This window comes from Geobacillus subterraneus, from assembly GCF_001618685.1.
In the GTDB taxonomy this organism is placed as follows: domain Bacteria; phylum Bacillota; class Bacilli; order Bacillales; family Anoxybacillaceae; genus Geobacillus; species Geobacillus subterraneus.
The window spans coordinates 3,008,223-3,034,033 of record NZ_CP014342.1; the positions used below are offsets into that span (position 1 = coordinate 3,008,223).

The window sequence follows — 25,811 nt, forward strand, 5'->3', positions numbered from 1 at the left end:
TCCGCCCATTTGCCCTTGGCAAACAAAACATCGCTCCCTCCCGCTGTTTGACTCGCTAAGGCAGGGGGCTTCTTCGCACAGTGTCAAAAGTCGATCAAACCCAAGCTGATTTGCAGCGCCTCATCGACCTTATCCATCATTTCATCATCCAAGTGGGTAATTTTATCGGTCAACCGTTGTTTATCAATCGTACGAATTTGCTCAAGCAAAATGACCGAATCGCGCTCAAACCCGTAGCGTTTCGCATCGATTTCGACGTGCGTCGGCAGTTTCGCCTTTTGGATTTGCGCCGTAATCGCCGCGACAATTACCGTCGGACTGAAGCGATTGCCGATATCGTTTTGGATCACCAACACGGGGCGTACGCCGCCCTGCTCTGAGCCAACGACCGGGGAAAGGTCCGCAAAATAAACGTCGCCACGTTTGACAATCAAAGCATTACCCCCCGCTAACTAAGCGTTCAACGGTGTGGTCGGCCTCATATTCAGCATGAAACGCTTCAGAAGCAATAGATAAATTGATTTTGGCCATTTCCATGTAGCCTCGTCTCATCGCCTCGCGAATTTGCCGTTTTTTCCGCTCGCGAATATACATTTTCGTCGCCTGATAAATGAGTTCATTGCGATTGCCATTCTCCTGCTTTACGAGCCCGTCCAGTTCTGTCAGCAGCGACTGCGGCAAACGAACGATGATTTCCGTTGTTGCGCCAGATTCCGACACGAATCATACACCTCCACGAACTGCAGCCATTCATTGCTTCCATTTCATGATACCATTAAACAACGGCGCTGCAAAGTCATTTCTCCATTTTCTATCCTTTGTCTTCTGAAGCAGATTATGCACCGCTTCACCCGTGACAAACAGCATTTCTCACTTCCATTATACGCTTATTTCGGAAAAAAATACGGGGCACCCGATAACTGATTGTGCAAGGCACTTCGTAATTAATCGTTTCCAACTGGCGGGCGACATCATCGACTGAGATGGCTTCATCCCCTTGACGACCAATCAACGTCACCTTCGTGCCGATCGGCAGCGGCCCAGGCAGGCGGATCATGCATTGATCCATGCAAATGCGGCCGACAATCGGCGCCCTTTGCCCGTTCACGAGCACATGAAAATGTTGCAGACGACGGAGCCAGCCGTCCGCATAGCCGATCGGGATCGTGCCGATCCACTCTTCCACTTGCGCGGTATACGTCGCTCCGTAACTGACCTTTTCCCCCGGCTGCAGCTTTTTCACATGCACGAGGCGGCTATGGAGCGAAAACGCCTCCTTGAGTTCGTATGGAAGCAGCGGCTTGATGCTTGGCGACGGAGCGAGCCCGTACATGGAAATGCCGAAGCGGACCATATTGAACGCTCGATCGGGAAAGCGGAGCGCCGCTGCGCTGTTGGCACAATGAACGAGCGGCGGCCGCGACGGCAGCCATTCGAGCATACGCAAAAAGCGGCCATATTGGTAAGAAAGATAGTCTGTATTCACTTCATCAGCCGTCGCAAAATGCGTATATGCCCCTTCAAGGATAAAGGACGGGTGGCGATCAATCAGCGCCATGATGCGCTTTGTCTCCTCTTCGTTTTTCACCCCGAGCCTTCCCATTCCGGTGTCCATTTTCAAATGAAAGTGAACCGGGGCCGAGTCCGTGTAAATGGATGACGCCTCTTCTACCCAATCAGCGCGAAACACGGTTAAGGCAATGCGATGTTGGGCGGCTAGCGTCACATCGGCCGGGCGGGACGCCCCGAGCACTAAAATGGGCGCATTGATGCCTTTTTTCCTTAAGGCGAGCGCCTCGTCCAAAAAGGCGACGGCTAAGTAGGAAGCGCCGGCTTCTAGCGCCGTTTCCGCCACTTGGGCGTCACCATGTCCATAGGCGTTCGCCTTCACGACGGCCATCACCCGCGTTCCATCCGGCAAAAAGCGGCGCAAATTCGCAACGTTGTCGTAAATGGCATCCAAATCAATTTCCGCCCACGTATCGCGGTGAAAGTCGTCCATCCTCTCTCGCTGCCTTTCTCATCACGCAAGTTCGAAAGCGCTTGAATCTGTTTTCGTCCTTTCTTAGTTTACCACGTCTTTGCTGAAGAAGGAATAGGTTGAACGTCAGAAAAGCGCCTGAACGCAGCGGAAATCGAGAAACCTTGCTTCCCCCGCTTTTCATCCCGTTTAGTCCTATGCCGGCTAGAGGCGAGGCCTTTTTCACCGGACCGGACTCTCACGCCATGAAAAAATAAGGCGGCCTCCCGCCCTCAAAGCGGAAAGGCACGCCTTTTCGCAGGCTTCACGGTTATTTTGTTGCTTTTTCTTGCACCGAGCTGGCAACCATCACCATTTCTTCCGGTGTTAGATCATCAGAGGCGAGCGTAAATTCCACCCCGTTGTATGACCATGTCAGCGTTTGATCAGTGAGGGCACCGACCGTAAATCCTAAATCAACCGGATCCCCGTTGACAAGCACTGGCATGCTCGTGGCCGGGAGCACTTCCGCTTTTTCTTGAACGAGCGTAAACGATTTTTTGCCGCCGAATGTCATAATGACCCGCGTGCCGTCTTCACTTTTTACTTCTTTTTCCTCAAGCGCCTGGACGCCTTCCGGGAGCTGGCTCGGGTACATGACCTCCATCACTTGTTCTTTTCCTTCCGCCATCGCTGGCACTTCGAGGCGTGCACCGGTCATGTTTTTCGATGTGTCGAACGCATCATCATCGAATTTTTTGTTAAATTCAACATTGGAAAATTCCACTGTCAACAGCGCTTTTCGGTCTGTATCCATCACTTTGACCGAGACGGGCGCCAAATCTTTTTTGCGCAGTGTAATTTCTTGGGTCGGAACGACTTCGCTATTTGGATAGTTCGTTTTTGTCTCGAATACATAGTGGTCTTTCGTCGCTTTAAACTTCGCCTTTGAGTCACTCAAAATGTCTTTGACGAGCGATTCATACAAATACGCTTGACTGCTGTTTTTCGGCCAGTCGCTGACAAACTTGAAGCTTTTGTTGAGAGCCGGCGTAAAGACAAACACTCCCTCATCGTTGCGCAAAATCATTTGACTTTGCCCTTTGTCGGCGTTTTTCAAGCTGACGCGGTAGTACGACGGCTGCTTATGCCACACTTCCACATGATATACTTGTGGCTTCGCACCGGTGCGGAACGTCATTTTCGCCTCGGCTTGGTAGCCTGTCATGTCGTCCATCTTTTCATTGAGCGCTTGAAGCACTTCCTCCTGCGATTTCGACCCGCACCCAGCTAGAGCAAACAAAAAGATGATGCCGACCAATGCCAAAAGCACCTTTCTGCCCATCGCTTCAACCCCTTTGCCTCATATATCGATTTCTGCCTATGCACTACAATATATGAGACAACTTTCGAGAATATGCAGACTAGCCGTGGCAAGCGTCCGATGGTTCAGTCGGCCCGAAGCGCTCAATGACGACTTGGGCGACCGCATAATCGCGGCTATGGGAGATGGACAGATGAATGATCTCTCCGTCGCGGCGGGCAGCAATACTTGGCTTTCCATACGCATCGGAAACGACCTCGATGTCTTGAAACGATACATGTCGCCCAATCCCTGTCCCGAGCGCTTTAGCGTACGCTTCCTTCGCCGCAAATCGTCCGGCAAGAAATTCCACCTGTCTAGCAGGTGCTAGCCGGTCAAACTGCGCCTTCTCTCGCGGTGTTAACACCCGATCAGGGAGTTTGCGGTTGCGTTCAAGGAGCGACCGAATCCGTTCAAGCTCTACAATATCAATGCCGATACCGACAATCATCACTTTCTCCACCTATCCGTGCGATATAGTCGGACAAATTTTTTGCGCTTTTTGTGCATAAGATGGCTTATAGAAAACGGACATAACCTATCGGCGCATCGCCCCACCTGCAGGGGATGTGATGTTCAGCAAAGAAAGGAGACAAAGCTATGTTTCACCATGTAGGGGATGTCCGCTCACTCTTCCGTCTCTGTCCGGTTGTATCGATCGTGTTGCTAGCCCATATCGGTTTATGGTTTTTGTTCGTCCTTCCCCTCACGGTGCTTGAGCCCATTTGGCAACATGTCATCGGGACGAACGGCGCCATTCGCGACGGAGAGTATTGGCGGTTGGTTAGCCCGCTCGTGCTGCACTACGATTTCAACCATATGGCGGCCAACAGCCTTTCTCTATGGCTGTTCGGCCCGTGGCTGGAGCGTGCGCTCGGAAAAGGGAAATTTTTGCTTCTTTATCTCGGAGGCGGCTTCGGCGCCAATGTCGCCACCGTACTGCTTCTGCCGCCGATGTACAGCCACGTCGGGGCGTCAGGAGCCATTTTCGCCTTATTCGGCATGTATAGCTATCTCGCTCTATTCCGCCGTGACTTAATCGCCCCAAAGCACACCCGGCTGTTGCTGGTCATTGTCGCGATTCATTTGTTGCTTAGTTTGCTGGAACCGAACGGAAATCTCATAGCTCATCTATTCGGCTTCGCCACCGGCGGCTTGTTGGCTCCCTTTTTAGCCATCCGTCCCCAGCTGCCGACATTTCATGTGATCCGGCCATGAAAAAACGGCGCTTAATGCGCCGTAATCCGCCGTTTTTTCGTCCGGCCGCGCGCCGAACCGTCCGGGCGGCCGCCCCGCTTTTTCTCCCGTTTGACCGCTAAAGGCGGTTCTTCCGTCAACTTCACCGGCGTCGTGTCCGGTTCGCGCGTCAACATTTTCAGGCAGGCGGCGACGATCGTCACGGAGTCATGCTCTTCAAGCAATTCCTCAGCCGCTCGTTTGTAAAATGATAAATTTTCCGTTTCTGCCACGTTGAGGAGCTTTTCAATGGCGACGCGCTGTTGGCCTTCGAGCGCCTCATCGAGCGTCGGCGGTTTCATCCGCTCCATTTTCCGCTTCGTCGTCCGCTCAATATGATGGAGCTGGCCGATTTCCCGCGGTGTCACAAACGTCATCGCCATTCCTGTCTTGCCGGCGCGTCCCGTGCGCCCGATCCGGTGGACGTAGCTTTCCGGATCTTGCGGGATGTCAAAGTTATACACGTGCGTCACACCGGAAATGTCCAATCCGCGCGCCGCGACGTCGGTGGCAACTAAAATTTCAATTGACCCTTCTTTAAACTTGCGCAGCACCGACAACCGCTTCGCCTGGCTTAGATCGCCATGGATGCCTTCCGCCGCATAGCCGCGCAAGTTGAGTGCTTCAGCGAGTTCGTCGACGCGCCGTTTCGTGCGGCCAAACACAATCGCCAGCTCCGGCGCCTGGATATCGAGAAGCCGTGTTAAAATGTCAAATTTCTTTTTCTCGTGCACTTCCAAATAATATTGCTGGATATTCGGCACGGTCATTTCCTTTGCCTTCACCTTCACGAGTTCCGGATCGTTCATAAACCGCTCGGCAATGCGGCGGATCGGATCCGGCATCGTCGCCGAGAACAATAACGTCTGCCTTTCGGTCGGCACATGGCGCAAAATCGCCTCAATATCTTCGATAAAGCCCATATTAAGCATCTCATCGGCTTCATCGAGCACGACCGTATGCACATGTTCAAGGCGGAGCGTCCCGCGGTGAATATGGTCGATGATGCGGCCTGGCGTGCCGACGATGACGTGCGGTTGTTTTTTCAAGGCGCGAATTTGCCGCTCAATATCTTGGCCGCCGTAAATCGGCAAGACGCGCACCCGCTTGACCGCACCGATTTTATATAGTTCTTCCGACACTTGAATGGCAAGCTCGCGCGTCGGCGCGACGACGAGCGCCTGAACGGCCCCGTTTTTCACATCCACTTTTTCTACGATCGGGATGCCAAACGCGGCTGTTTTCCCCGTTCCGGTTTGCGCTTGGCCGATCACATCTTTATTTTGCAGGCTGAGCGGGATCGTTTTTGCTTGAATCGGGGTCGTTTCTTCAAATCCCATCCGCTCGACAGCTTTCATTACGTCCTGGCTTAATCCTAATTCTTGAAATGTCGTCAATGTTATCCAAACTCCTTATAAAAAATCGTCCCTTTATTCGTGAGAAAGGTTTGACAGTTATCATACCATGTTATGCCGTCATTTGCAATGAAAGGAGGGGGCGCACAAAAATTTTTCTGCCTCGGCAAACAATACGTGCCGGTCAGCGCCATGGCAGACGTGGTGATACGAATTCGGCAAAAACAGCAGCACTTTTTCTGCCGAACCGATGTTTTCATATAAGTAATAGGCGCTTTTGGGCGGCACAATCCCGTCTTTTTCTCCTTGTACGATGAGTACGGGCGCTTGGACGCGCGGAAGGCGGGGACGCACATGGCGGACGAGCTTGCGAAATTCCCTGACGGCCGAAAACGGAGTCGCCATCATTTTGTTTCGGTAGCGAAGGAACAATGGATGCTCTCGCGCTCCACGCCAGCCGTTGGCAAACATCTCACGGATGTCACGCCATAATTGGCGCGGGTTGACGTAATAAAACGCTGCACTCAACAGCACAAGCCTAGCGACCGGGTATTTTTCCGCCAAATGGACGGCGAGCACCCCACCCATTGAAAACCCGACAACATATACCGTATCGCAGCGGAGGCTAAGCGCCTGGAACGCTTGTTCAGCCGCTTCGACCCATCGGTCATATGTAATCCCTTTGAGCCGCAACTCATCTCCATGTCCCGGCAATATCGGCGTTTTCACAATCCAATCGGTCCGCTCCCGCAAATAGTCAGCTAGCGGCGCCACCTCTTCCGGACTCCCGGTAAATCCATGAATGCATAAACAGCCGATCATCATCCCCACCCCCCGGCTTGAGTGAAAAGCGGCGCCGGTGACGCCGCTTTTAGTTTTTCTCGACCCGTCCGATTTTACACCCAATAACCGAGCAGCTCTTCCAATCTCATGCCGCGCGATGCTTTCAACAGGACGATATCGTCTGCGGAGGCGATAGAAAGCACCGCTTCAGCCAATGCCGCTTTATCGTCAAACGCCTTCACCCGGCCTTGGCCAAAAGACGGCGCAGCGGCCGCAGCAATATGGCGCGCTAACGGTCCGTAGGTCAATACGTAATCCGCCATCTCCGGCCGCAGCATCTCCCCAATCTCTTGGTGGAACGTGACCTCGTTGTCGCCAAGTTCGAGCATATCGCCCAATACCGCGATCTTCTTTCCATAGCCGCCCAATTCTCCGAGCAGCGTCAACGCGGCACGCATCGATGTCGGGCTGGCGTTGTAGGCATCATTAATCACCGTAAAGCCGCGTTTCGTTTTCACGACTTCCGTACGCATGCGCGTCACTTGCAAACGGGAAAGAGCGGCGTCAATCTCCTCCCAACTGACGTCAAAAAAGCGGGCGACTGCGATGGCGGCCAGCGCGTTGTATACGTGGTGTTTCCCCAATACCGGCATAAACAGCATCCGGCCAGGGAGCGCGTTGATGGCAAACGACGTGCCCGCGGCTTCAATGCGCACAGCTGTCGGATAATAATCGTTGCCTTCGCCTTCCCCGAACGTCACAACGTGCCGGGGAAGCGGCAAGTTCGGCACGCGCTCGGCCAAAAGCGGCTCATCGCCGTGGTAGACGAACAAACCGTCACGGTGCAGCCCGGACAAAATTTCTAACTTTGCCTTGGCGATGCCTTCCCGCGACCCGAGCTCTTGCAAGTGCGATTCACCGATGTTGGTGATGACGGCGGCATTCGGCCGAGCGATCGTCGTGAGCCGCTCGATTTCACCAAATCCGCTCATTCCCATTTCCACGACGGCGATGTCTGTCCCTTCCTCGACGGCGAGAAGCGTGAGCGGTACGCCGATATGATTGTTTAAGTTTCCTTCCGTTTTTTGCACGCGATATCGGGTCGCCAAAAGAGCAGCAATGATGTCCTTCGTCGTCGTTTTGCCGTTGCTGCCGGTCACCCCGACGACGTTCAGCCCGAGCTGTTCACGGTAGCGAGCAGCGAGACGCTGCAGCGCCGAAAGCGTATCATCGACGATAATCACTGGAACGCTTTCCGGCGGCGCCCCTTCCGCTTCGGCCCATAGCACGGCTGCCGCCCCTTTTTGCACCGCTTCCTCCACGAAAGCGTGTCCGTTAAACGTCTCTCCAAGCAGCGGAACGTATAAGTTGCCGGCTTGGATCGTCCTTGTGTCGGTCGATACGCCGCTGGCGGAAATATTTTCCCACTCCGGATTCGTGCACCGGCCGCCGGCCATCTCGGCGATTTGCCGCACCGTCCGTTTCATCATTCGCTCCCACCCTCTTTTACTTTTCAAATGTGTACGTAATCATCTGCTTTTCTTGATGCCGTTCCAATGCCAGCGCAATAAGGCGCTCGATCAGCTCCGAGTATGGCACGCCGCTATGCTGCCAAAGGAGCGGGAACATGCTGTACGGCGTAAACCCCGGCATCGTATTAATTTCGTTAATATAAACGGTGCCGTCTTCGGCGAGGAAAAAGTCGGCGCGCACAAGCCCGGACAAGTCGAGCGCTTTAAACGCGGCAATGGCCATCGATTTGATCGTCTCATACTGCTCTTGCGTCACCTTGGCAGGAATAATCAACTCCGTTTGCCCGTCTTCATATTTCGCCTCGTAGTCGTAAAATTCCTTTTTTGGCACAATTTCTCCAACAACGGAACAAATCGGCTCGTCATTCCCGATAACGCCAATCTCAATTTCTCGGCCGACAATGGCCTCCTCGATAATAATTTTCCGATCATACTTAAAGGCCTCAGCAAACGCCGCTTTTAACTCGTCGCGCTGTTTGCATTTGGAAATGCCGACGCTCGAACCGGCGTTGGCCGGTTTGACAAAGCATGGGTAGCCGAGCGCTTGTTCGACCTGGTCATACACCGCTTCTTCGCCTTTTTTCCATTCATATTTCGTCACTGATACATACTTCGCTTGGCGCAGCCCAGCTTGGGCAAACAAGTTTTTCATCACCACTTTATCCATGCCGACGGCAGAAGCGAGCACCCCATTGCCGACGTACGGGAGGTTGAGCATTTCCAGCAGCCCTTGCACCGTTCCGTCTTCGCCGTTTGGCCCATGCAAAAGCGGAAAAATTACATCAATCGTTTCCTTGTCGCCCTCCGTTGCGGCATCTGACGCGGGGACTTGGTTTAACGATACGGGAATCATCGCGGTTGCCGTCGAAGTGAACTGCAACTGCTTTACCTCTTCGATCGGCCCAGTCAATCGTTTTCCTTTAATCCATTGCCCTTCCGGTGTAATATAAATCGGGATGACATCGAATTTATGAGGATCAATGGCGTTCATGACCGCCATCGCCGTCGACAAAGATACTTGGTGTTCCGGCGATTTACCGCCGTATAACACTCCGACTCTCGTTTTCATCATCGTTCCTCCTCTTTCCTTGGCCATCGTTCCTATTGTAACACGTTTCGCGCCCAACGGTCTGATATTTTATATGTACGATGCAGGTTGTTTCGCCACCTGCGCTGCAGCCATTCAGCACAAAAAATGCCATCTAACGTCCGTTAGATGGCTCGTCTACGGGCGAAGAACGCGCCAAGCCATGCGCTGCGGCATCGTTGCCACCATTTCCGCGAGCGCTTCTTGTCCCGTTTTTTCCACCCCGGCAAAATAGTCGGACACGCGGCGGAAAAACCGATTTTTTTCCACGTCATCGGTCAGCAGGCGGAATATGTTCCGTTCGCCATTGTCCGGCCCAGTCAAGTGATAAATTAAGCCGTTCCGCTGCAAATATTGCAAATTGATGCGTTCCTGTCCGGGCAAGCAGTCGATGGTGAAGATCGGAATGCGCTTATGGAGCAGCTCGCTGATGGTCACCCCGCCCGGCTTTGTAATGACCGCGTCAGCTTCATCATACAGTCGGTTCATCTCCTCAGGGTCGGCGATGTACGGAAGCGGGCGGATGTGAGGGAGCTGCCAGCTAGCAATTTCATGGTACAGCTGTTCATTGGCACCGCACAACACCGAATAACGAAACAATGTCGACGTTCGAGCCGCCCGCAAAAATGCCATCATATTGCCGAGCCCCTGGTTTCCGCCGGCGACGAGCACATGGGTTGGCCGCCTTCTCCGCCGGGCTTCCGGCATGTTCATAAATGTGTCATGAACCGGGATGCCGGTGACAATGATGCGCTCTTTATCGATCCCGTGTTTGGTGATCAGTTCCCATTTCGCCTCTTGATGGGGGACAAAATGATAGTCGATAAACCGCTTCCCCCAGATGCTGTTCATAAAAAAGTCCGTATAGACGTTCACAACCGGGACCGCCAACGCTCGTTTCCGCTTCAGCTGCTGCAAAATGCGCGACGGAAACGAATGGGTGCAGACGATTAAATCTGGCTGTTCTTGTTCCACCATCTTTTTCATTTTGCTTTCAAAATAAGGCAGCCACGGCTCAAACGAAACAAACTCAAGCCGCGTTGACTCCTGATACATAAACGTCTTGTACACGCGGTGGTATGAAGCGGGATGCGAGCGAATCCAGCGCAAATAAGCTTCTGACACCATTTTTTCCATCAGCTCATTGCAATAGCTCAAAAAATCGATTTTTTTGCTTTCAACCACCGGAAGCTGACGGCGCAAAAAATCGATCAGCGTGTCGGCTACTTTATGGTGTCCGGTATTCATTTGGAACAACGGCAAAAACAACACTTTCATCATCGATCGCACCCTTTAGCTTTCAAAAGATTTTTTTCGCCTCCGCTGCCCAATCCACGCCGCAAGCAAAAAGAGCAAAAACAACACCAATCCGGCAAGCGGAAAGGAAATGAGGGGGACATGGATATGACGGCCGAGCAATAGCCCGGCCAATGTCAGCGGAACGACCCAGCCCGCTGTCCCAACCATAGCGAACAAAACAAATGTCCGAAACGGGAATCGGCTCACCCCCGCCATATACGGACAGATTTGCCGCACTCCCGGGGCATAGCAGCCGAACAAAATGCCCCCATTTCCCGTAGCGGCGGAACCAATCGCGGGCCCGTTCCCACCGTTCACCTGTAATCCCGACATACTTGCCGTACTTTTGCACAAACGGCGCTCCCCACCATCTTCCGGCGCCATACGCGGCCACCATGCCGGCCATCGTTCCGCCCCAGCACGAGGCGAGCGTCGGCCAAAGCAGCAACTGCTCTTTGGCAACCACCACACCGACGAAAAAAAGCAAACTTTCCTCCGGTGCCGGGATGCCGACGATGCCGCAAAATAAAAACAAAAACAGCATCACATATCCGTATGACTGAACATAAGGCAACCATACGCTCGTATCCATAGCTCCCCCATCACATCGACGAGATTTGTTTGTTAGTTTGCGCGTTTCTCAGTTCTGTAATCGTCACCCAGCGCATCTTTTTCGCCGCTTCATCTTTGAACAGCAGCTCAAGAGCCGACAACATTTGTTCCGGCGCGCGCTTGTTGGCGCCTAACGCATCCCCGTTATCATGAAGCACGATGACCGCCCCGCCGCGCACGGCAGCGCGCAAGCGGCGGAACAACTCCATTGTTCCAATGTTTTCATTCCAATCCCCAAGAATATGCGTCCATAGCACCGTTGTATACCGTCTTTGCACGATGGGCGTCCAAACGTTAAAATGACCCCATGGCGGCCGGTAATAGATCGGGCGTTGATCCGTCGCCCGCTCAATCGCCGCGGCCGCCCGCCGCACTCCCCAATCGAGCCAAAGCGGCGGCAACAGCCAGTTGCTGATATGGCGGTAATTATGAATGCCGACTTCATGACCCTCTTCCACCATCCGCCGCACAATATGAGGATAACGCTCGACTTTCCGGCCGACGACGAAAAACGTTGCCTTTACACCATATTTCTTTAATAAATCCAACAGCCTTGGCGTATAATACGGGTCAGGACCGTCATCAAATGTCAAAGCAAGGCAGTCAGGCGCTGTTCCTTCACGAAACAGAAGAACCCGCTTTTGCGAATGACGATCGTCGGCACAATCCCGTATATCACGATTCCAGCGATCAAACAGCCAACAAGCCATGCCAACATCGTCTTCACCTCTCCGATAGTACTTTATCAATATTTGCTTCCTTTGAAAATAGGAAACTGAATATCTTCTTTGCTTTCATCCCATCCCAAAAGGAATGGGCTTTCTCGCGCGCCATTTGTCAATAAGCTGCTAGACTAATGATGATATATGAATTCGATGAAAAATCAAAAGGAAAATGATGAGAATTTCATGTAACGCCTCGCCTTTTTGACTCCCTTGATGGATACGAAATTTACCGCCGTTCGGTTTCCTCCATAAACGATGGTGAATTTGCTATAATACATAGGTATATGGCGCTTAGGACGTAAAAAGCGGCATGTCGATGGACTTGAAACGCCGCATGCGGCTGCCTCTTGAAAGGCGGCTTAGCAAAGGTGTTCATTAAACATCTTCACTATTGAGAAAAAGACAGGTGATCTGCATTGCGAAAGAAAATCGTCTTAACCGGCGGCGGCACGGCCGGCCACGTGATGGTCAACGTCGCCCTCATTCCGAAACTGAAAGAGCAAGGATGGGACATCGTCTATATCGGCTCCCATCAAGGAATTGAACGGGAGATCATCGGCCGCATCGACGGCGTCCCGTACTATTCGGTGTCAACCGGAAAACTGCGCCGCTATTTCGATTGGAAAAACTTCAAAGATCCGTTTCACGTCTTAAAAGGGATTTGGCAAGCGTACCGCCTGATCCAAAAAGAAAAGCCAGCGGTCGTGTTTTCCAAAGGCGGGTTCGTCTCCGTTCCTGTCATTCTCGGCGCCTGGCTAAACGGCGTGCCGTCAGTCATCCACGAGTCCGACTTGACGCCCGGACTCGCCAACAAAATCGCCATGCCGTTTGCGACGAAAATTTGTCTCACCTTTCCGGAAACAAAAGAGCACGTCCATGCCGACAAAGCGGTCTACGTCGGCGCCGTCGTCCGTGAAGAACTGAAGCACGGACGCGCGGAACAAGGGCGGATGCTTTGCCAGTTTGATGGCAAAAAACCGGTGCTGCTCGCCATGGGCGGCAGCTTAGGCTCAAAAACGATCAACGATACGCTGCGCGCCTGCCTGCCCGCGCTGCTTAGCAAGTTTGACATCATCCACATTTGCGGCAAAGGCAACGTCGATTCAAGCCTTGCTGACCAAAAAGGATACAAACAGTTCGAATACGTTAACGAAGAGCTGCCCCATCTGTTGGCCCTGGCCGATCTCGTCGTCTCCCGCGCCGGTGCGAACGCCATTTTCGAACTGCTCGCCTTGCGCAAGCCGATGCTGCTCATTCCGCTCTCCAAAGCAGCAAGCCGCGGCGACCAAATTTTAAACGCCCGCTCATTTGAAAAAGCGGGCTATGCGGAAGTGCTGATGGAAGAGAACTTGACGAACGAATCGCTGCAAGCGGCCATTCACCGCCTGTACGAAAACAAGGACCGCTACAAGAAAAACATGGAGCGGTCCGGCGGCACCGATCCGCTGCAAACGCTTCTTGCCGTCATTCAAGACACCGCCCGCTGACCAAAATAAGGCGATGCCCAGCGTACGTTCGTGAGGCATCGCCTCGGTTTTTTAGTAAAAACGCCGCCACAAATATGTTTGAAGAAACACTTTCGTTTTCCCTCTTCGTTCTTTCCCACCCGTTTGCCCCCAACTGCTCTGTAAATCAAAACCGCCCGGCGGGACAACCCGACCAGGCGGCACAACTAGAAGTACAGGAAATAAATGACAACTGCGAGCACAATCCGGTACACCGCAAACGGCACGAGGCGGATGCGATTGATGAGCCGCAGGAAAAAGCGGATCGCAAGCAAAGCGAAGACGAAGGCGCTCAAAAAGCCCGCAATGAAAAACGGGATGTCGGCAGCGCTGACATATTGCCAGTTTTTCAAGAGCGACAGCCCGCTTGCCCCGGCCATGATCGGAACAGCCATAATAAACGTGAAATCCGCTGCAGCGCGATGGCTCATGCCGACAAGCACCCCGCCGGCGATCGTCGAGCCGGAGCGGGAAAAGCCCGGCCATAAGGACAAACATTGCACTAACCCGACAAGAAACGCCTGCTTGTACGTGATTTGGTCGACCGTCTGCGCCCGCGCCGCCTTTTTGGCGAATTGGTCGGCAGCAATCATCAACAGCGCGCCAAGCACAAGACCGATGAGCACCGTTTGCGTCGAAAACAAATGTTCATCAATATAGTCTTCAAACAACACACCAAGCACCCCGGCCGGGAGCAGACCGATGATGACGTGAAGCAGCGTCAGCCGCGGCTTCCCGCCGGGATGGCGGCCGCGAACACCTAACAAGTCCAAAAACCGGTCTTTGAACACGACGACAGCGGCTAAAATGGAGCCGAGCTGGATGACGACTTTAAACGTATTGGCCGCGTATTTGCCTAAAAACTCCGTTGATTTCAACCAAAGATCATCGACAATAATCATATGGCCGGTCGAAGAAACGGGGGCAAACTCCGTCAACCCTTCCACCATTCCTAAAATGACAGCCTTTAACAGCTCAATCCAGTGCATTCCCTTCCATCCTTTCTGCGCGGGGTCGTCCTTTTCTATACATATGTATGGGCCAAGCGGCAAAATAGCACGCCTCCTTCGGCCGCGCCTGCTCTATTGTACTATAAATCATTCATTTCTACTACCCGCACTTTGCATTGGATGAACATCCGTTTGGTTATGAAACGGGGGCGGCCCGTTCATGCTGGCTAGGAGGCTGGTGATTTAATAGTATATACCGCTTCCCAGCACTGTTTCTCCAATAGAAAAACCTTGTAGCATCGGTTCTTCTTTTTATACGTTCACTCATCGATCAGGGGAAACTGCTGTTTTTTACCAGCCTCCTAGGAAGACGTCAGCTCCCCGCGCCGCTCCAAGTAATGATACAAGGCGCCGAGCAAGTTCGCGTCGTTTTTAAACTGGCACGCCGCCACAACCGGTCGGACTTTCGCGATCGGGACGAGCGACAACAGCGTTGAAAGCCGCTTGTTAATTTCGTCAACAAAATCAGGGCGGTTGCTAATGGCTCCACCTAAAATGATTTTTTCTGGGTCGTATGCGTATTGCAAGTTAAAAATGCCGTGGGCCAATGAAAAGTAAAACCGGTCGATCGCGTTTTGCGCGGCTTCATCGCCCCCCTCGGCCAACGCAAATACCGTTTCACCATCTAGTTCTGTTTCCGGTCTCCCCTTTTCCCTAGCCACCATCCGAATGAGCGCACTCGTCGCTGCCAGTTCGCTCCACGTTTTGCATTCAATCGTTCCGTTTGTATAGCGAACATCCATCAACATATAACCAAACTCCCCGCCGTGCAAATGCGCGCCCTTATGAATGCGCCCGTCTTTCACAATTGCCCCGCCGATGCCGGTGCCGACAATGACAAATGCGATATCGCGGCAGCCCCGCCCCGCTCCTTTCCAAAGCTCACCGAGCGCGGCGCAATTTGCGTCATTTTCCAGCTCAACCGGCAGTCCCGTCTCCCCGCCGAACACTTCTTTGAAATTGGGACCGTGAATGCAAGGCAAGGCGCTGCTCCCGCCGATGACACCGCTTTCGCTGTCGACGCTGCCTGCAGAACTGATCGCAATGCCGGAAAGTTCATAATGCGCTTGGGCTTGGCGGACGACCTTCAGCAAATCATCTCGAAATTGGCGAAAGGCATGACGTTCCGAACGATAACGCCCTTTTTCTAAAAAATCGCCGTGCTCGTTCATGACGGCATGTTTCACATATGTACCGCCAATATCAAAAACGATAAAGCAACGCATCGTTGACACCCCCGTTATGTATTTTCCTCTCTGCGAACGCCATTAGGCTTCGCTGTTTCCTTGTCTTTATGTATTCGCCGCCAAGGTAGCAGCTCCTCCCTGCCGCAATGACAGAAGCCGCTCCGTTGGCCGGAGCGGCTCGTTTCCATTATCGTTCATATCCCATCGACAACGCCTTTTGGGCGTTTCGGACATCATTGTGAAGAAGCTGGACAAGATCATACGCTGGGTAGTAGTTGCGCTCGTACATGTAATTGAACGCCTTTTCGTGCGTTTCGATCGCCTTTAGCAAATGCTTCACAAACGTTTTACGCAACACCGGGGTCGCCGTTTCCGTAATGGCCGCGGCATAGTTGCGCACAGACGTTTTCGCAAAACCAAGCAAGTCACCCGCATGCAAAGCGCGCTCGCCATCATCAGGATCGCGTGTTTCCTCCATCATTGGAGCAGACGGAATAAAGGCTAGCAGCTCGCGCACGTTCATCTCCAACCCTTGAATCGTCTCGACATACAGCCTTTTCAACTCCGGACAATCGATGTTGCCGACGGCCTTTTTCATTTTCATAAGCGCATTCGCTTGAAAAGCAATGAGTTCATGCAGCTCCAACGTTTCATGCCAAGCTAAATGGCGATGGCCGTGCATATGCCCGTGCATATGGTTCATCACGTTTCCTCCCTCAAAGATGTTTGTTGGCGCATTTCCATTTAATGTATATGTGTGTTGGAAGGAAACGGTCACCATCGTCCAACCCCCCTGCACGGTGAAAAAAGCACCACGCACTAGGCGAGACACCGTTTGACGATGAGATGGTTACAACCAATCGCCGCCGTCAAACCCATCGTCGACACCGATCCTATCCGCAACATCGTCGACCACGTCATCCACCGCATCACCCAGCAGCTCTTCCGCAATCATTCCTGCCAACATCCCAGCCGCAAACCCACCAATGGTCCCCGTCCATCCGTGTCCGCCATGGTGGTAACGAACCATCGGACGGCTGATCGGCAAGTGCATAAGTAATGCCTGCGCTAAAGCTGTCCCCGCTTACACTCAGAGCCAGTAAAATCATCGATCCTCATAACCACATCATCATTCCCCCTCTGCCGTACGATGTGCAAATTCGTACGGCAGAGGGGACTTTTTCACCATTCGACACGCATCGATTTCCGGGGAAATGTTTCTTCTTTTCTCGACATTATTCTCGCAAATGATAAGGCAATGCGGCGATGGCGACATCTTTTTTCATAATTAGGAAAAAGTGAAGAATCACTGCTGTTTGGTTACGCAAAAACGTATGACCTTCGACATTCGTCTATCCAATCATAATTTTCCCCTTCGGATAGCGGAACGGGTCCGGTTGGCGGCGCAGCGTAACCGCGTACGCGATCGTCAGCGGGCCGACCCGGCCGGCAAACATCGTTAAAATGATGGTGATTTTGCCGAAGGGGGACAATTCCGGCGTCAACCCCATCGACAGTCCGACGGTCCCAAACGCCGATGTCGCTTCGAATAAAATCATTAAAAAGTCTTTTCCGCTCTCGGTAATCGTCAGCACCATCGTGACAAACATGACGATAAACAGCCCGCTCATCGTCACCGTCAACGACTTGTACACCATATCATACACAATCCGTTTCCGATACAGAACGACATCTTCTTTCCCGCGCACTTGTGACCAAACCGCACCAAGCAATGTTGCCAACGTCGTCGTTTTAATCCCGCCGCCCGTCGAACCCGGAGAAGCGCCGACAAACATGAGAAAAATGATTAGGAACAAGGTCGGCTGCGTCAAATCAGGGATGTTAAGCGTATTCGAACCTGCCGTTCTCGGGGTGACGGCTTGATAAAAAGCAGACAACAACTTGCCGGATAGCGACAGCGGCGCCATCGTCTTCGGGTTGTTCCACTCGAGCAGCAAAATCAACCCCATGCTGATTAGCAGCAGCCAGGCAGTCGTCATGGCGACCACTTTCGTATGGAGAGAAAAACGACGCGTCTGCCGGTATTCGTACACTTCGTTCATGACGATGAAACCAATCCCGCCCAAAATGATCAACATCGGCACGACAAGGCTGACGACCGGGTCGTCCACGTACCCGGTCAAGCTGCGAAATTCGCCCATTAAATCGAAGCCCGCGTTGTTAAAGTTTGAAATCGCGTGGAAAAAGCCGAAATAGATCGCCCGACCGAGCGGCATGTCAAACGCAAACCGAACAGAAAGCAATATGCCGCCAATGCCTTCAATAATAACGGTGAAAATAAAAATGCGTTTCACCAATCGCACGATGCCTTCAATCGTCAAATTGTTCAGCGCCTCTTGCAGCACGAGCCGCTCTTTTAGTGAAATGCGCTTGCCGAGCAAAAAGGCAAACAACGTGGCAAACGTCATAAACCCGAGTCCGCCGACTTGAATGAGCGTCAAAATGACGAGTTGGCCGAATAACGTAAACGTCGTCCCGGTATCAACGACGACAAGTCCAGTTACACACGTCGCCGATGTCGCCGTAAACAACGCGTCTAAAAACGGCAGCCCCCTTCCATCAACAGTCGCTATGGGAAGCATAAGAAGCAGCGCCCCGGCGAAAATAATGAGCGCAAATCCCGACACGAGAATTTTCGGCGGGTCGAAAAACTTGCCTTTTGTATTCATCGGCATATCCCTTTCCCTTCATCCTTTTCATAGTTGTGGATGATGCATAGAAAAAATATACCAAAAACAAACGAGTTCGGGTACTGCAACAATTTTTATCATAACGTTCTCTTTGTCTAATAAAATGGGTAAAGGGCATGGCCACGAGCATCGGGACGTTTTGGGACGAACATTGAAACCTTTTTGTCTCCCATTCGTCTATATGAATGGGAATCCAACACCATATGGGGAGCAGACAACAAGGAAGGGGGCATACGGCAAGCCTTAAAAAACATTCCATTGACTTTTGGCAAGGGAAGTATTATGCTACTTGACATGGAGACGTTCCGATGTAAAATGATGTCAGAGTGCAAAGCGCGCTGCTCTGTGCAGCAGCTGTTCATATAAACATAGAAATCCATCGTTTAAGAATATGAAACAAAAGGAGGAGAAGAGGACGTGAAAACGATTGGGGAAAAGTGGCTAAATAAGTACCGTTCTCTCCCTAACCAATACATTGGTTTTTTTATTTTTGCGGTGCTCTTGTTTTGGCTGAAGACATATGTCGCCTATCTGGCGGAGTTTAACCTTGGCATTAGCAACTCCATGCAGGAGTTTTTGCTGTTTATTAATCCGGTCAGCTCAGCGGTATTTTTCCTTGGGCTGGCGTTCTTGGCGAAGGAAACGCGCTTCTATCGGTGGCTCATTATTATTAATTTCATTTTATCGTTCATCTTATACGCTAATATCGTCTATTATCGCTTTTTCAGCGATTTTATTACATTGCCGACGTTAACGCAAACGAAAAACTTCGGTGATCTAGGTGGAAGCATTTGGGAGCTGATTAGGTGGTATGATGTGTTCTATTTCTTAGACACGGCCATTTTAGCGGTCATCATTTTCTCAAAACGGTTCTCGCTCCCGCAAGTGCGGGCCGGCCGTTTCAAAAAAGGCATTGTATTTGCTTCAGCCATTCTGATGTTCAGCATCAATTTGGCGCTCGCTGAGGCTGACCGCCCGCAACTGTTGACTAGAACGTTTGACCGCAATTACATCGTCAAATATTTAGGTGTATACAACTATCTCATTTACGATGCGATCCAAAGCATGAAGTCGTCGACACAACGGGCGTTTGCGAACAAAAGCGACATCACGACGGTGCTGAACCACGTGCAGGCGACATACGCTGAACCGAATCCGAAATATTTCGGCGTGGCGAAAGGGAAAAATGTGATTTACATTCACTTAGAGTCGCTGCAAAATTTTATCATTAACTACAAGCTGCATGGGGAAGAAGTCACCCCGTTCTTGAACTCGCTCACCCGCGATCCGAATACGTTTTATTTTGATAACTTTTTCCATCAAACCGGACAGGGGAAAACGTCGGACGCGGAGTTTATGTTGGAAAATTCGCTGTACGGCCTGCCACAGGGCGCCGTCTTTACGACAAAAGGGCAAAATACGTACCATGCGGCTCCGGCTATTTTGCGTCAATATGGCTATACAAGCGCCGTTTTCCACGGCAACTACAAATCGTTCTGGAACCGTGATGAAATCTACAAGTCGTTCGGGTTTGATCATTTCTTTGACGCCAGCTACTATAGCATGAAAGACGAAGACGTCTTGAACTACGGGTTGAAAGACAAACCGTTCTTCCGGGAGTCGATCCCGCTGTTAGAGACGTTGAAAGAGCCGTTCTATGTAAAATTTATTACGTTGTCGAACCACTTCCCGTACCCGATCAGCGAAGAAGACGCTACGATCGCACCAGCGACGACGGGGAACGGCTCGGTCGACCGTTATTTCCAAACCGCTCGTTACTTGGATGAGGCTGTCAAAGAGTTCTTTGATTACTTGAAAAAATCCGGTCTGTACGACCGCTCGGTCATCATTTTGTACGGCGACCATTACGGCATTTCCGAAAACCATAACAAAGCCATGTCGCAAATTTTAGGCAAGGAAATTACACCGCATGAGCATGCCCAATTGCAGCGGGTGCCGCTGTTCATTCGCGTTCCGGGTGTCAAAGGCGGCACGATTCACGAGTTCGGCGGCCAAATCGACTTGTTGCCGACGCTGTTGCACTTGCTTGGCATCGATACGAAAAACTACGTCCACTTCGGAACGGACTTGTTGTCGCCGGACCATCAAGAAATCATCCCGTTCCGCAACGGCGACTTTGTCACACCGACAGTTACAGCGGTCAATGGGAAATACTATGATACAAAAACGGGTGAACCACTTGAAGAAACGCCGGAGATTCAACGCCTTGAACAAATCGTCCGCACGAAGCTCGATTTATCGGATAAAGTCGTTTACGGCGATTTGCTCCGGTTCTATACCCCGAAAGGCTTTGAGCCGGTCGACCCGTCAAAATACGACTATAACAACCGCGAAAGCGAAGAGGGAAGCGCTCAATAAGCGCCCCCTCTTTTTTTCTAGCGCTGCAGCAGCCGCTCGACAGCCCGCTTCGCATTCACGTAACCCGCCCCATATACGTTCGGGTCGCGCCCTTTCCATAAATCGGCGCCGTCTTTTAACGCCTCCTTGATCTCATCCGGCGTTGCACTTGGTTTCGCCTCAAGCAGTAAAGCTACAATACCGGCACAAATCGGCGTCGCCATCGATGTGCCGGACATCGTCATATAATAGTCACCGACCCGGTTTTGCTTATTCATCTTGTCAAGAAATGAACGCGGAGCGCGAAGTGAAATAATGTTGACCCCAGGGACGACGAGATCCGGTTTGGTCACCCCATATTCCGTCGGCCCCCGGCTCGAAAACGGCGCCACCGCATCATCGGTGCGCGTTGCCGCCGTATCACGGTCATCAAGGGCGCCGACGGTAATGATGCGATCACTAATGCCCGGGCTGGCGATCGTCCCATAATTTGGCCCTTCATTTCCTGCCGCCGCACAGACGACGATGCCGTTTTCCCATGCCCGTTCAGCGACTTGCACGAGCGGATCATCGTTTTCGGCCGGGAACGGCTGCGGCTCCCCGCCAAGCGACAAAGAAATAATATGAATCCGCTTGGCCGGGTTTTTCTTGTTGTAATCGATGCACCATTCGATACCGCGCATAATGGTTTCTAACGTCCCGCTTCCCGAGCGGTCGAGCACTTTGACGCCAACGACGTTCGCCTCATACGCCGGCCCGGCGTACAACCCGTCTGACATGCGCCCGTTTCCGGCGGCATCGCCGGCGCAGTGGGTGCCATGCCCGTTATCGTCATAGGGCGCCGTTCGTCCATTCACCAAATCAACAAACGCCGCAATCCGCCCCTCTAAATCCGGATGCGGGGCAATGCCGGTGTCGACAATCGCAATCGTCACCCCTTTGCCGCTCAGCTCGGTTCCATTGACGGTGACGTGTTTCGCATTCGCCGATGGCACCGCGTTGTTTAATAACGCCTTGATCGTGCGGTTAAGATACACTTTTTTCACTTTTGGATGCTCAAGCAGCTGCTCAAGCGCTGCTGGCGTCACTGTTGCGCTCCATAGCGGGACATGACGGAAATGGTGATGCATTTTCATGCGAAAATGATCCCGTTCCGCCTTGGCGAGCGCTTCGACCCCCTCGGCGTCGCTGACCTCGATAAGAACAGAAACGGTCCGCCATTTCCGCAGCCAGCGCTCGATCCAGCGGTGAAAAATGCACGGTATGCGTGTCATCGGCTTGTACATATTGACAAGCGCATGGCGGAGAGGACGGTCAAGCCGCCCCGCGTGACGGCGGGCTAACTGCACTATTGAATAGCCAAACATATCTTTTCCCCCTTCCTTTGTTTCTCGCTATACTCATATGACGGCTGAACAAAGGAGGAGGCGGCCTTTCCACTAGGACGAACGAACGAAAAAACGCTCGCCTAGCTGAAAACCAGGCAAGCGTTCCCGTCATTCCTCGACTTGCTCAAGCACAATCCGCTTCGCTCTTCCTAAATAATGCTCCACTTGGCGCAACACGTTTTCCGGTTCGACAAAGGCACCAACTTGCGTGCCATCAACGATGACGCGCGTTAAACGTCCGGTGTTTGGTGCACCCCCGTCCGGATCCCTAGGAGGAGGATTGTTCGGAGCACTCGCTTTCTTCCGCAATCCGAGCGCCCGTTCTAATCCGTTGACATGACCGCGGGCAATCGTCCGCAAAAATTCGGTGTCCGCCAATTTTTTTACGTCTTCCTCATTATCGATAAACCCGTTCTCCGTCAACACCGCAGGCATCGTTGTCTCCCTTAGCACATGAAAATTCGCTTTCTTTTTTCCGCGGTCACGGAATCGCGTCGCCCGAATCACTTCTTCATGCAGCACATCGCGAATGCGGGCCGTTCGGGAATTTTCCGACAGCTCGTGGTAAATGTAATCTTCGTATCCCGTGCCACCGCCCGCATTCACGTGGATCGAAACGTATAGATCGGCTCCCCAGCGGTTGGCCCGCTCCGTCCGTTCATCGAGCGACACCGTTTCATCTTTTGTCCGGCTCAACTGCACCGAAACTCCTTCGTACTCACTTTGTAAAAGGCGGCGCATCTCCAGGGCGATGGACAGCGTGATGTCCTTCTCCCGCAATCCGTTGCCGACTGCGCCGGTGTCTGTTCCCCCATGGCCGGGGTCGATGAAAATTTTCGGCATGCTTGCGTTCTTCCCTTCTTTCGTCCTCACGTTTTACTTATGGCAATACGAAAAACAGCACCTTATACTTCCCCTTATTTAATAAGATAAGCATCGGACTCGAAAAGGTGACAGGACAAACATCTGAATCACATCACTTGAACTATTGAATATCAGCGATCTGTTCATTTATGGTATAAGAGGGTGAGGAAATTAGTTCCAAAAGGGCTGTTCGTCTGCTTCCGCGGATGGGGCATACGGACTTGCCGCTGTTTGTGAAGCGCGGCTAACCTTCTTTTACGAAAAAAAACCGGCTAGCGGATCCTAGCCGGTTGTTCGTTTGCTTAACGGACGGATTCGTCGATCGAGCAGTTCCCGTCTGTGCATGTCCCGCCTTCGTCAGCGAGCGGCCGCAACGGTGAATCTTGCCGTTCCTCCTCCCACACTTTTTCTAGTGCCCGCCGGAACACATCGACCGGCTGAGCCCCGGAAAGGGCATACTTTCCATTCAGCACAAAAAACGGTACACCGCGGACACCGAGCTGGGCCGCTTCTGCCTCGTCTTCCCGCACTTGCTCTGTGTAGCGGCCGCCATGAAGCACCGCTTCCGCCTCGCTTCGATCAAGCCCGGCCGCTTCCGCGATGTCAAGGAGCACAGTGCGGTCGCTCATTCGCTTTGATTCGGTGAAATACGCGAAAAACAGCCGTTCGACGACATCATCAAGCTTCCCTTTTTCCTTCGCGTATTGCGCCAAGCGATGAGCATCAAACGTATTCGTCGGCTTCATCGTCTCGAAGCGGAACGTCAAGCCGACCGCTTCCGCCTGCCTGCCGATATCCGCGTTTGCCCGCTTCGCTTCTTCCACCGTAATTCCGTATTTTTTGGCAATGATTTCATGGATCGTCAACGGCGTCTCATTGGGTGCGTTCGGGTCGAGCTCAAAGCTGCGGAAGACGACCGTCACGTCGTTTCGGTGTGGAAACTGTTCCAGCGCTTGTTCCAAACGGCGCTTGCCGATATAGCAAAACGGACAGACAAAATCGGACCATACTTCAATTTTCATGGCCATCCTCCTCTACTGTTGACACGCTTCCCCTCCATTGTAGCCCATTGCCGGTCGAATGGCTAACAAAAGGCATGAGAGGGGACCTGCCCGCATAACATTGTACTACCATGTGGTTGGGACAAGGAGGGAAAATCTAATGCGTTCCGAGGAATTCGGCGCCTTTCTGTTGCGAATCGTCACCGGATTCATTTTTTTCGCCCATGGCTGGGTGAAATGGCAGCGAGGGCTCGAGGCGGCAGCTGATTCGTTTGCGGCGATGGGGCTTCCCGGCTGGCTCGCCTACATCGTCACGATTGTCGAACTGGCCGGCGGCTGGGCAATGATGCTCGGCCTCGGCACACGGCTGATGGCTGCGGCGTTTGCCGTCATCATGGTCGGAGCCATCGCCGCGGTGAAAGCCGACGCCGGCTTGCTTGGCAACGGCCGGGAAACAGGCTATGAATTCAATCTCGCCTTGCTTGCCATGTCGATGTATTTATGGCTGAACGGAAGCCGACTTTGGTCGTTGGACTCGGTCGTCAGGCGGCCGCGGGGCTGAACCGCTGGCACAAAAAACCGGTGTCCCGCTTCATGTGCGGGATACCGGTTTCTTCCTGATTCATCCTTTTTCCACTGTCAACTTCACAACGCGCTCGCCGACCGCCCGAATCAGTTCAGGCGGCAGTGGAAAGCTGACCGCTGCCGGGTCGGAAGCGACCGCCGGAATGGTTGCGGCAAATTGTTCTTCCGTGATCGGATAATCAGCAAAATCAGCCGGCAGCCCGATGTCATCACGCAAGCGGCGAATGCGCTCGATCGCTTTAGCGAGCAACACCTCTTCCCCTTGGCCGTGATCGTGAATGCCGAGCGCTTCAGCCAGCCGCTTCGCCTTCGGCAAATACAAATCAGGAATCATTTCCATGACGACCGGCAAAAAGACAGCATTCGCCAGCCCGTGCGGGATGCGGAACATCGCCCCGTACGCATGGGCGAAATTATGCACCGGGATGGCGTTTAACGCAAAGCTGAAAGCGGTGATGCCAAGCAAGCTTGCCTGCAGCATCTCCGAGCGGGCGCGGATGTTTCCACCATCGCGGACCGCCTGCGGCAAATAATCGTGAATTAGGCGAATCGCCTGCAAAGCGCATGCATCCGTAAGCGCGGTCGCCGTCAGCGAGGCGAGCGCCTCAATGGCATGGGTGAGGGCATCCATGCCGGTGAACGCCGTCACCTTCGGCGGCAGCCCGACTGTCAAATCCGGGTCGAGCACCGCCACATCGGCATTAATAAACGGATGGATGATGTTCGTTTTCAACCGCATCTCTTCATTATAAATGACCGCAATCGGCGACACTTCCGACCCCGTGCCGGCGGTCGTCGGGATGGCGATGTGCGGAATCGGCATGAATTGCGCTTTTGGAAACGACTCGTACAACAACCCGCCGGGAATGGCCTCTTTAATGTCGCGCAACCCTTTGAACAGAGCGTATTTCACCCCTTTAGTCGTATCCAACACGCTGCCGCCGCCGACGGCCAACAAAGCATCGGCGCCGACTTCGCGCGCATAGCGCGCGGCCTCATTGACGCATTCGCTTTCCGCATCTTGGCGGATATCTAAGAAGATGCCAGCCAGTTCCGGTCCAGTCCCGTGCGGCGTCAGCCGAAACAGATCGGCCACCTTCCCAACGACGCCGGCCTGCTCCAGACCGCGGTCGGAAAGCAGTAGCACCCGTTTCGCCCCCAGTCCTCGGAACAAATCCGGCACGAGTGCCCGGCTATTTGAGCCCGTATAAATCGCCGTGCGCAGCCAAAAATTCGCTAACGTCGTCATT

General features: G+C 52.7%; 22 protein-coding genes and 2 pseudogenes. 4 read left to right on the forward strand and 20 right to left on the reverse strand.

The annotated features are described in order from the left end of the window. Positions 1 to 83: 83 nt before the first annotated feature. The 5 genes from ndoA to acpS form a co-directional block, all read right to left on the reverse strand. On the reverse strand, positions 84 to 434 hold the full coding sequence (gene ndoA / locus GS3922_RS14560; protein ID WP_003253417.1) for a type II toxin-antitoxin system endoribonuclease NdoA: 351 nt from the start codon (positions 432 to 434) through the stop codon (positions 84 to 86). 4 nt (positions 435 to 438) lie between these two features. Then, a complete protein-coding gene (locus GS3922_RS14565; RefSeq protein ID WP_020958454.1) occupies positions 439 to 720 on the reverse strand; it encodes a CopG family ribbon-helix-helix protein in 282 nt (93 codons plus the stop codon). A gap of 127 nt (positions 721 to 847) precedes the next feature. Further along, complete coding sequence (gene alr / locus GS3922_RS14570) at positions 848 to 2,002, reverse strand: alanine racemase (RefSeq protein ID WP_063166924.1); 1,155 nt, start codon at positions 2,000 to 2,002, stop codon at positions 848 to 850. Between the two features lie 289 nt (positions 2,003 to 2,291). Beyond that, complete coding sequence (locus GS3922_RS14575) at positions 2,292 to 3,305, reverse strand: LolA family protein (RefSeq protein ID WP_063166925.1); 1,014 nt, start codon at positions 3,303 to 3,305, stop codon at positions 2,292 to 2,294. A 79-nt stretch (positions 3,306 to 3,384) separates the two neighbouring features. Continuing rightward, positions 3,385 to 3,774 carry a holo-ACP synthase gene (gene acpS, locus GS3922_RS14580; RefSeq protein ID WP_063166926.1) on the reverse strand — a complete coding sequence of 130 codons (390 nt, stop codon included), beginning with the start codon at positions 3,772 to 3,774 and terminating at the stop codon, positions 3,385 to 3,387. A 149-nt stretch (positions 3,775 to 3,923) separates the two neighbouring features. Here acpS and GS3922_RS14585 point away from each other — a divergent pair, with 149 nt between their 5' ends. Continuing rightward, entirely contained in the window at positions 3,924 to 4,541 is a 618-nt protein-coding gene (locus GS3922_RS14585) for a rhomboid family intramembrane serine protease (protein WP_063166927.1), read from the forward strand. Between the two features lie 11 nt (positions 4,542 to 4,552). On the opposite strand, the gene cshA is transcribed toward GS3922_RS14585, so the two are convergent. The 7 genes and pseudogenes from cshA to GS3922_RS14620 all read right to left on the reverse strand — a co-directional run bounded on the left by cshA (position 4,553) and on the right by GS3922_RS14620 (position 11,945). Then, positions 4,553 to 5,956 (reverse strand): degradosome RNA helicase CshA, encoded by a 1,404-nt coding sequence (gene cshA / locus GS3922_RS14590; protein WP_063166928.1) that lies wholly within the window; start codon positions 5,954 to 5,956, stop codon positions 4,553 to 4,555. A 78-nt stretch (positions 5,957 to 6,034) separates the two neighbouring features. Beyond that, positions 6,035 to 6,736, reverse strand: coding sequence for an alpha/beta hydrolase (locus tag GS3922_RS14595; RefSeq protein ID WP_063166929.1), 702 nt, complete (start codon positions 6,734 to 6,736; stop codon positions 6,035 to 6,037). Between the two features lie 74 nt (positions 6,737 to 6,810). Continuing rightward, positions 6,811 to 8,187, reverse strand: coding sequence for a UDP-N-acetylmuramoyl-tripeptide--D-alanyl-D-alanine ligase (locus GS3922_RS14600; protein ID WP_063166930.1), 1,377 nt, complete (start codon positions 8,185 to 8,187; stop codon positions 6,811 to 6,813). Between the two features lie 16 nt (positions 8,188 to 8,203). Further along, on the reverse strand, positions 8,204 to 9,298 hold the full coding sequence (locus GS3922_RS14605; RefSeq protein ID WP_063166931.1) for a D-alanine--D-alanine ligase: 1,095 nt from the start codon (positions 9,296 to 9,298) through the stop codon (positions 8,204 to 8,206). A gap of 156 nt (positions 9,299 to 9,454) precedes the next feature. Beyond that, a complete protein-coding gene (locus tag GS3922_RS14610) occupies positions 9,455 to 10,597 on the reverse strand; it encodes an MGDG synthase family glycosyltransferase (protein WP_063166932.1) in 1,143 nt (380 codons plus the stop codon). 12 nt (positions 10,598 to 10,609) lie between these two features. After that, positions 10,610 to 11,207 (reverse strand): annotated as a pseudogene (locus tag GS3922_RS14615) (DedA family protein). 10 nt (positions 11,208 to 11,217) lie between these two features. Then, positions 11,218 to 11,945 (reverse strand): annotated as a pseudogene (locus GS3922_RS14620) (polysaccharide deacetylase family protein). Positions 11,946 to 12,368: 423 nt separating this feature from the next. Between GS3922_RS14620 and GS3922_RS14625 the strand changes: the two are divergent. Then, a complete protein-coding gene (locus tag GS3922_RS14625) occupies positions 12,369 to 13,439 on the forward strand; it encodes an undecaprenyldiphospho-muramoylpentapeptide beta-N-acetylglucosaminyltransferase (protein WP_063166933.1) in 1,071 nt (356 codons plus the stop codon). 185 nt (positions 13,440 to 13,624) lie between these two features. Here GS3922_RS14625 and GS3922_RS14630 read toward each other — a convergent pair whose 3' ends face one another. From GS3922_RS14630 to GS3922_RS14650, 4 genes are all read right to left on the reverse strand, one after another. Then, a complete protein-coding gene (locus GS3922_RS14630; protein WP_063166934.1) occupies positions 13,625 to 14,446 on the reverse strand; it encodes an undecaprenyl-diphosphate phosphatase in 822 nt (273 codons plus the stop codon). Between the two features lie 323 nt (positions 14,447 to 14,769). Further along, positions 14,770 to 15,693 (reverse strand): ROK family protein, encoded by a 924-nt coding sequence (locus tag GS3922_RS14635; protein ID WP_063166935.1) that lies wholly within the window; start codon positions 15,691 to 15,693, stop codon positions 14,770 to 14,772. A gap of 148 nt (positions 15,694 to 15,841) precedes the next feature. Next, entirely contained in the window at positions 15,842 to 16,348 is a 507-nt protein-coding gene (locus GS3922_RS14640; RefSeq protein ID WP_082816611.1) for a spore coat protein, read from the reverse strand. A 658-nt stretch (positions 16,349 to 17,006) separates the two neighbouring features. Next, complete coding sequence (locus GS3922_RS14650; protein WP_063167426.1) at positions 17,007 to 18,344, reverse strand: TrkH family potassium uptake protein; 1,338 nt, start codon at positions 18,342 to 18,344, stop codon at positions 17,007 to 17,009. Positions 18,345 to 18,782: 438 nt separating this feature from the next. Here GS3922_RS14650 and ltaS point away from each other — a divergent pair, with 438 nt between their 5' ends. After that, the gene (ltaS, locus tag GS3922_RS14655) at positions 18,783 to 20,744 is read left to right on the forward strand and encodes a lipoteichoic acid synthase (protein ID WP_063166937.1); all 1,962 of its coding nucleotides are present in this window, start codon (positions 18,783 to 18,785) and stop codon (positions 20,742 to 20,744) included. Positions 20,745 to 20,761: 17 nt separating this feature from the next. On the opposite strand, the gene GS3922_RS14660 is transcribed toward ltaS, so the two are convergent. The 3 genes from GS3922_RS14660 to GS3922_RS14670 form a co-directional block, all read right to left on the reverse strand. Beyond that, the gene (locus GS3922_RS14660; RefSeq protein WP_063166938.1) at positions 20,762 to 22,090 is read right to left on the reverse strand and encodes a S8 family peptidase; all 1,329 of its coding nucleotides are present in this window, start codon (positions 22,088 to 22,090) and stop codon (positions 20,762 to 20,764) included. Positions 22,091 to 22,219: 129 nt separating this feature from the next. Continuing rightward, the gene (locus GS3922_RS14665; protein ID WP_063166939.1) at positions 22,220 to 22,954 is read right to left on the reverse strand and encodes an N-acetylmuramoyl-L-alanine amidase family protein; all 735 of its coding nucleotides are present in this window, start codon (positions 22,952 to 22,954) and stop codon (positions 22,220 to 22,222) included. Between the two features lie 323 nt (positions 22,955 to 23,277). Beyond that, positions 23,278 to 23,997, reverse strand: coding sequence for a DsbA family oxidoreductase (locus GS3922_RS14670; RefSeq protein ID WP_063166940.1), 720 nt, complete (start codon positions 23,995 to 23,997; stop codon positions 23,278 to 23,280). Positions 23,998 to 24,136: 139 nt separating this feature from the next. On the opposite strand from GS3922_RS14670, the gene GS3922_RS14675 reads away from it, so the two are divergent. After that, on the forward strand, positions 24,137 to 24,538 hold the full coding sequence (locus GS3922_RS14675) for a DoxX family protein (protein WP_063166941.1): 402 nt from the start codon (positions 24,137 to 24,139) through the stop codon (positions 24,536 to 24,538). Between the two features lie 60 nt (positions 24,539 to 24,598). On the opposite strand, the gene GS3922_RS14680 is transcribed toward GS3922_RS14675, so the two are convergent. Further along, a complete protein-coding gene (locus GS3922_RS14680; RefSeq protein ID WP_063166942.1) occupies positions 24,599 to 25,810 on the reverse strand; it encodes an iron-containing alcohol dehydrogenase in 1,212 nt (403 codons plus the stop codon). Position 25,811: the final 1 nt, after the last annotated feature.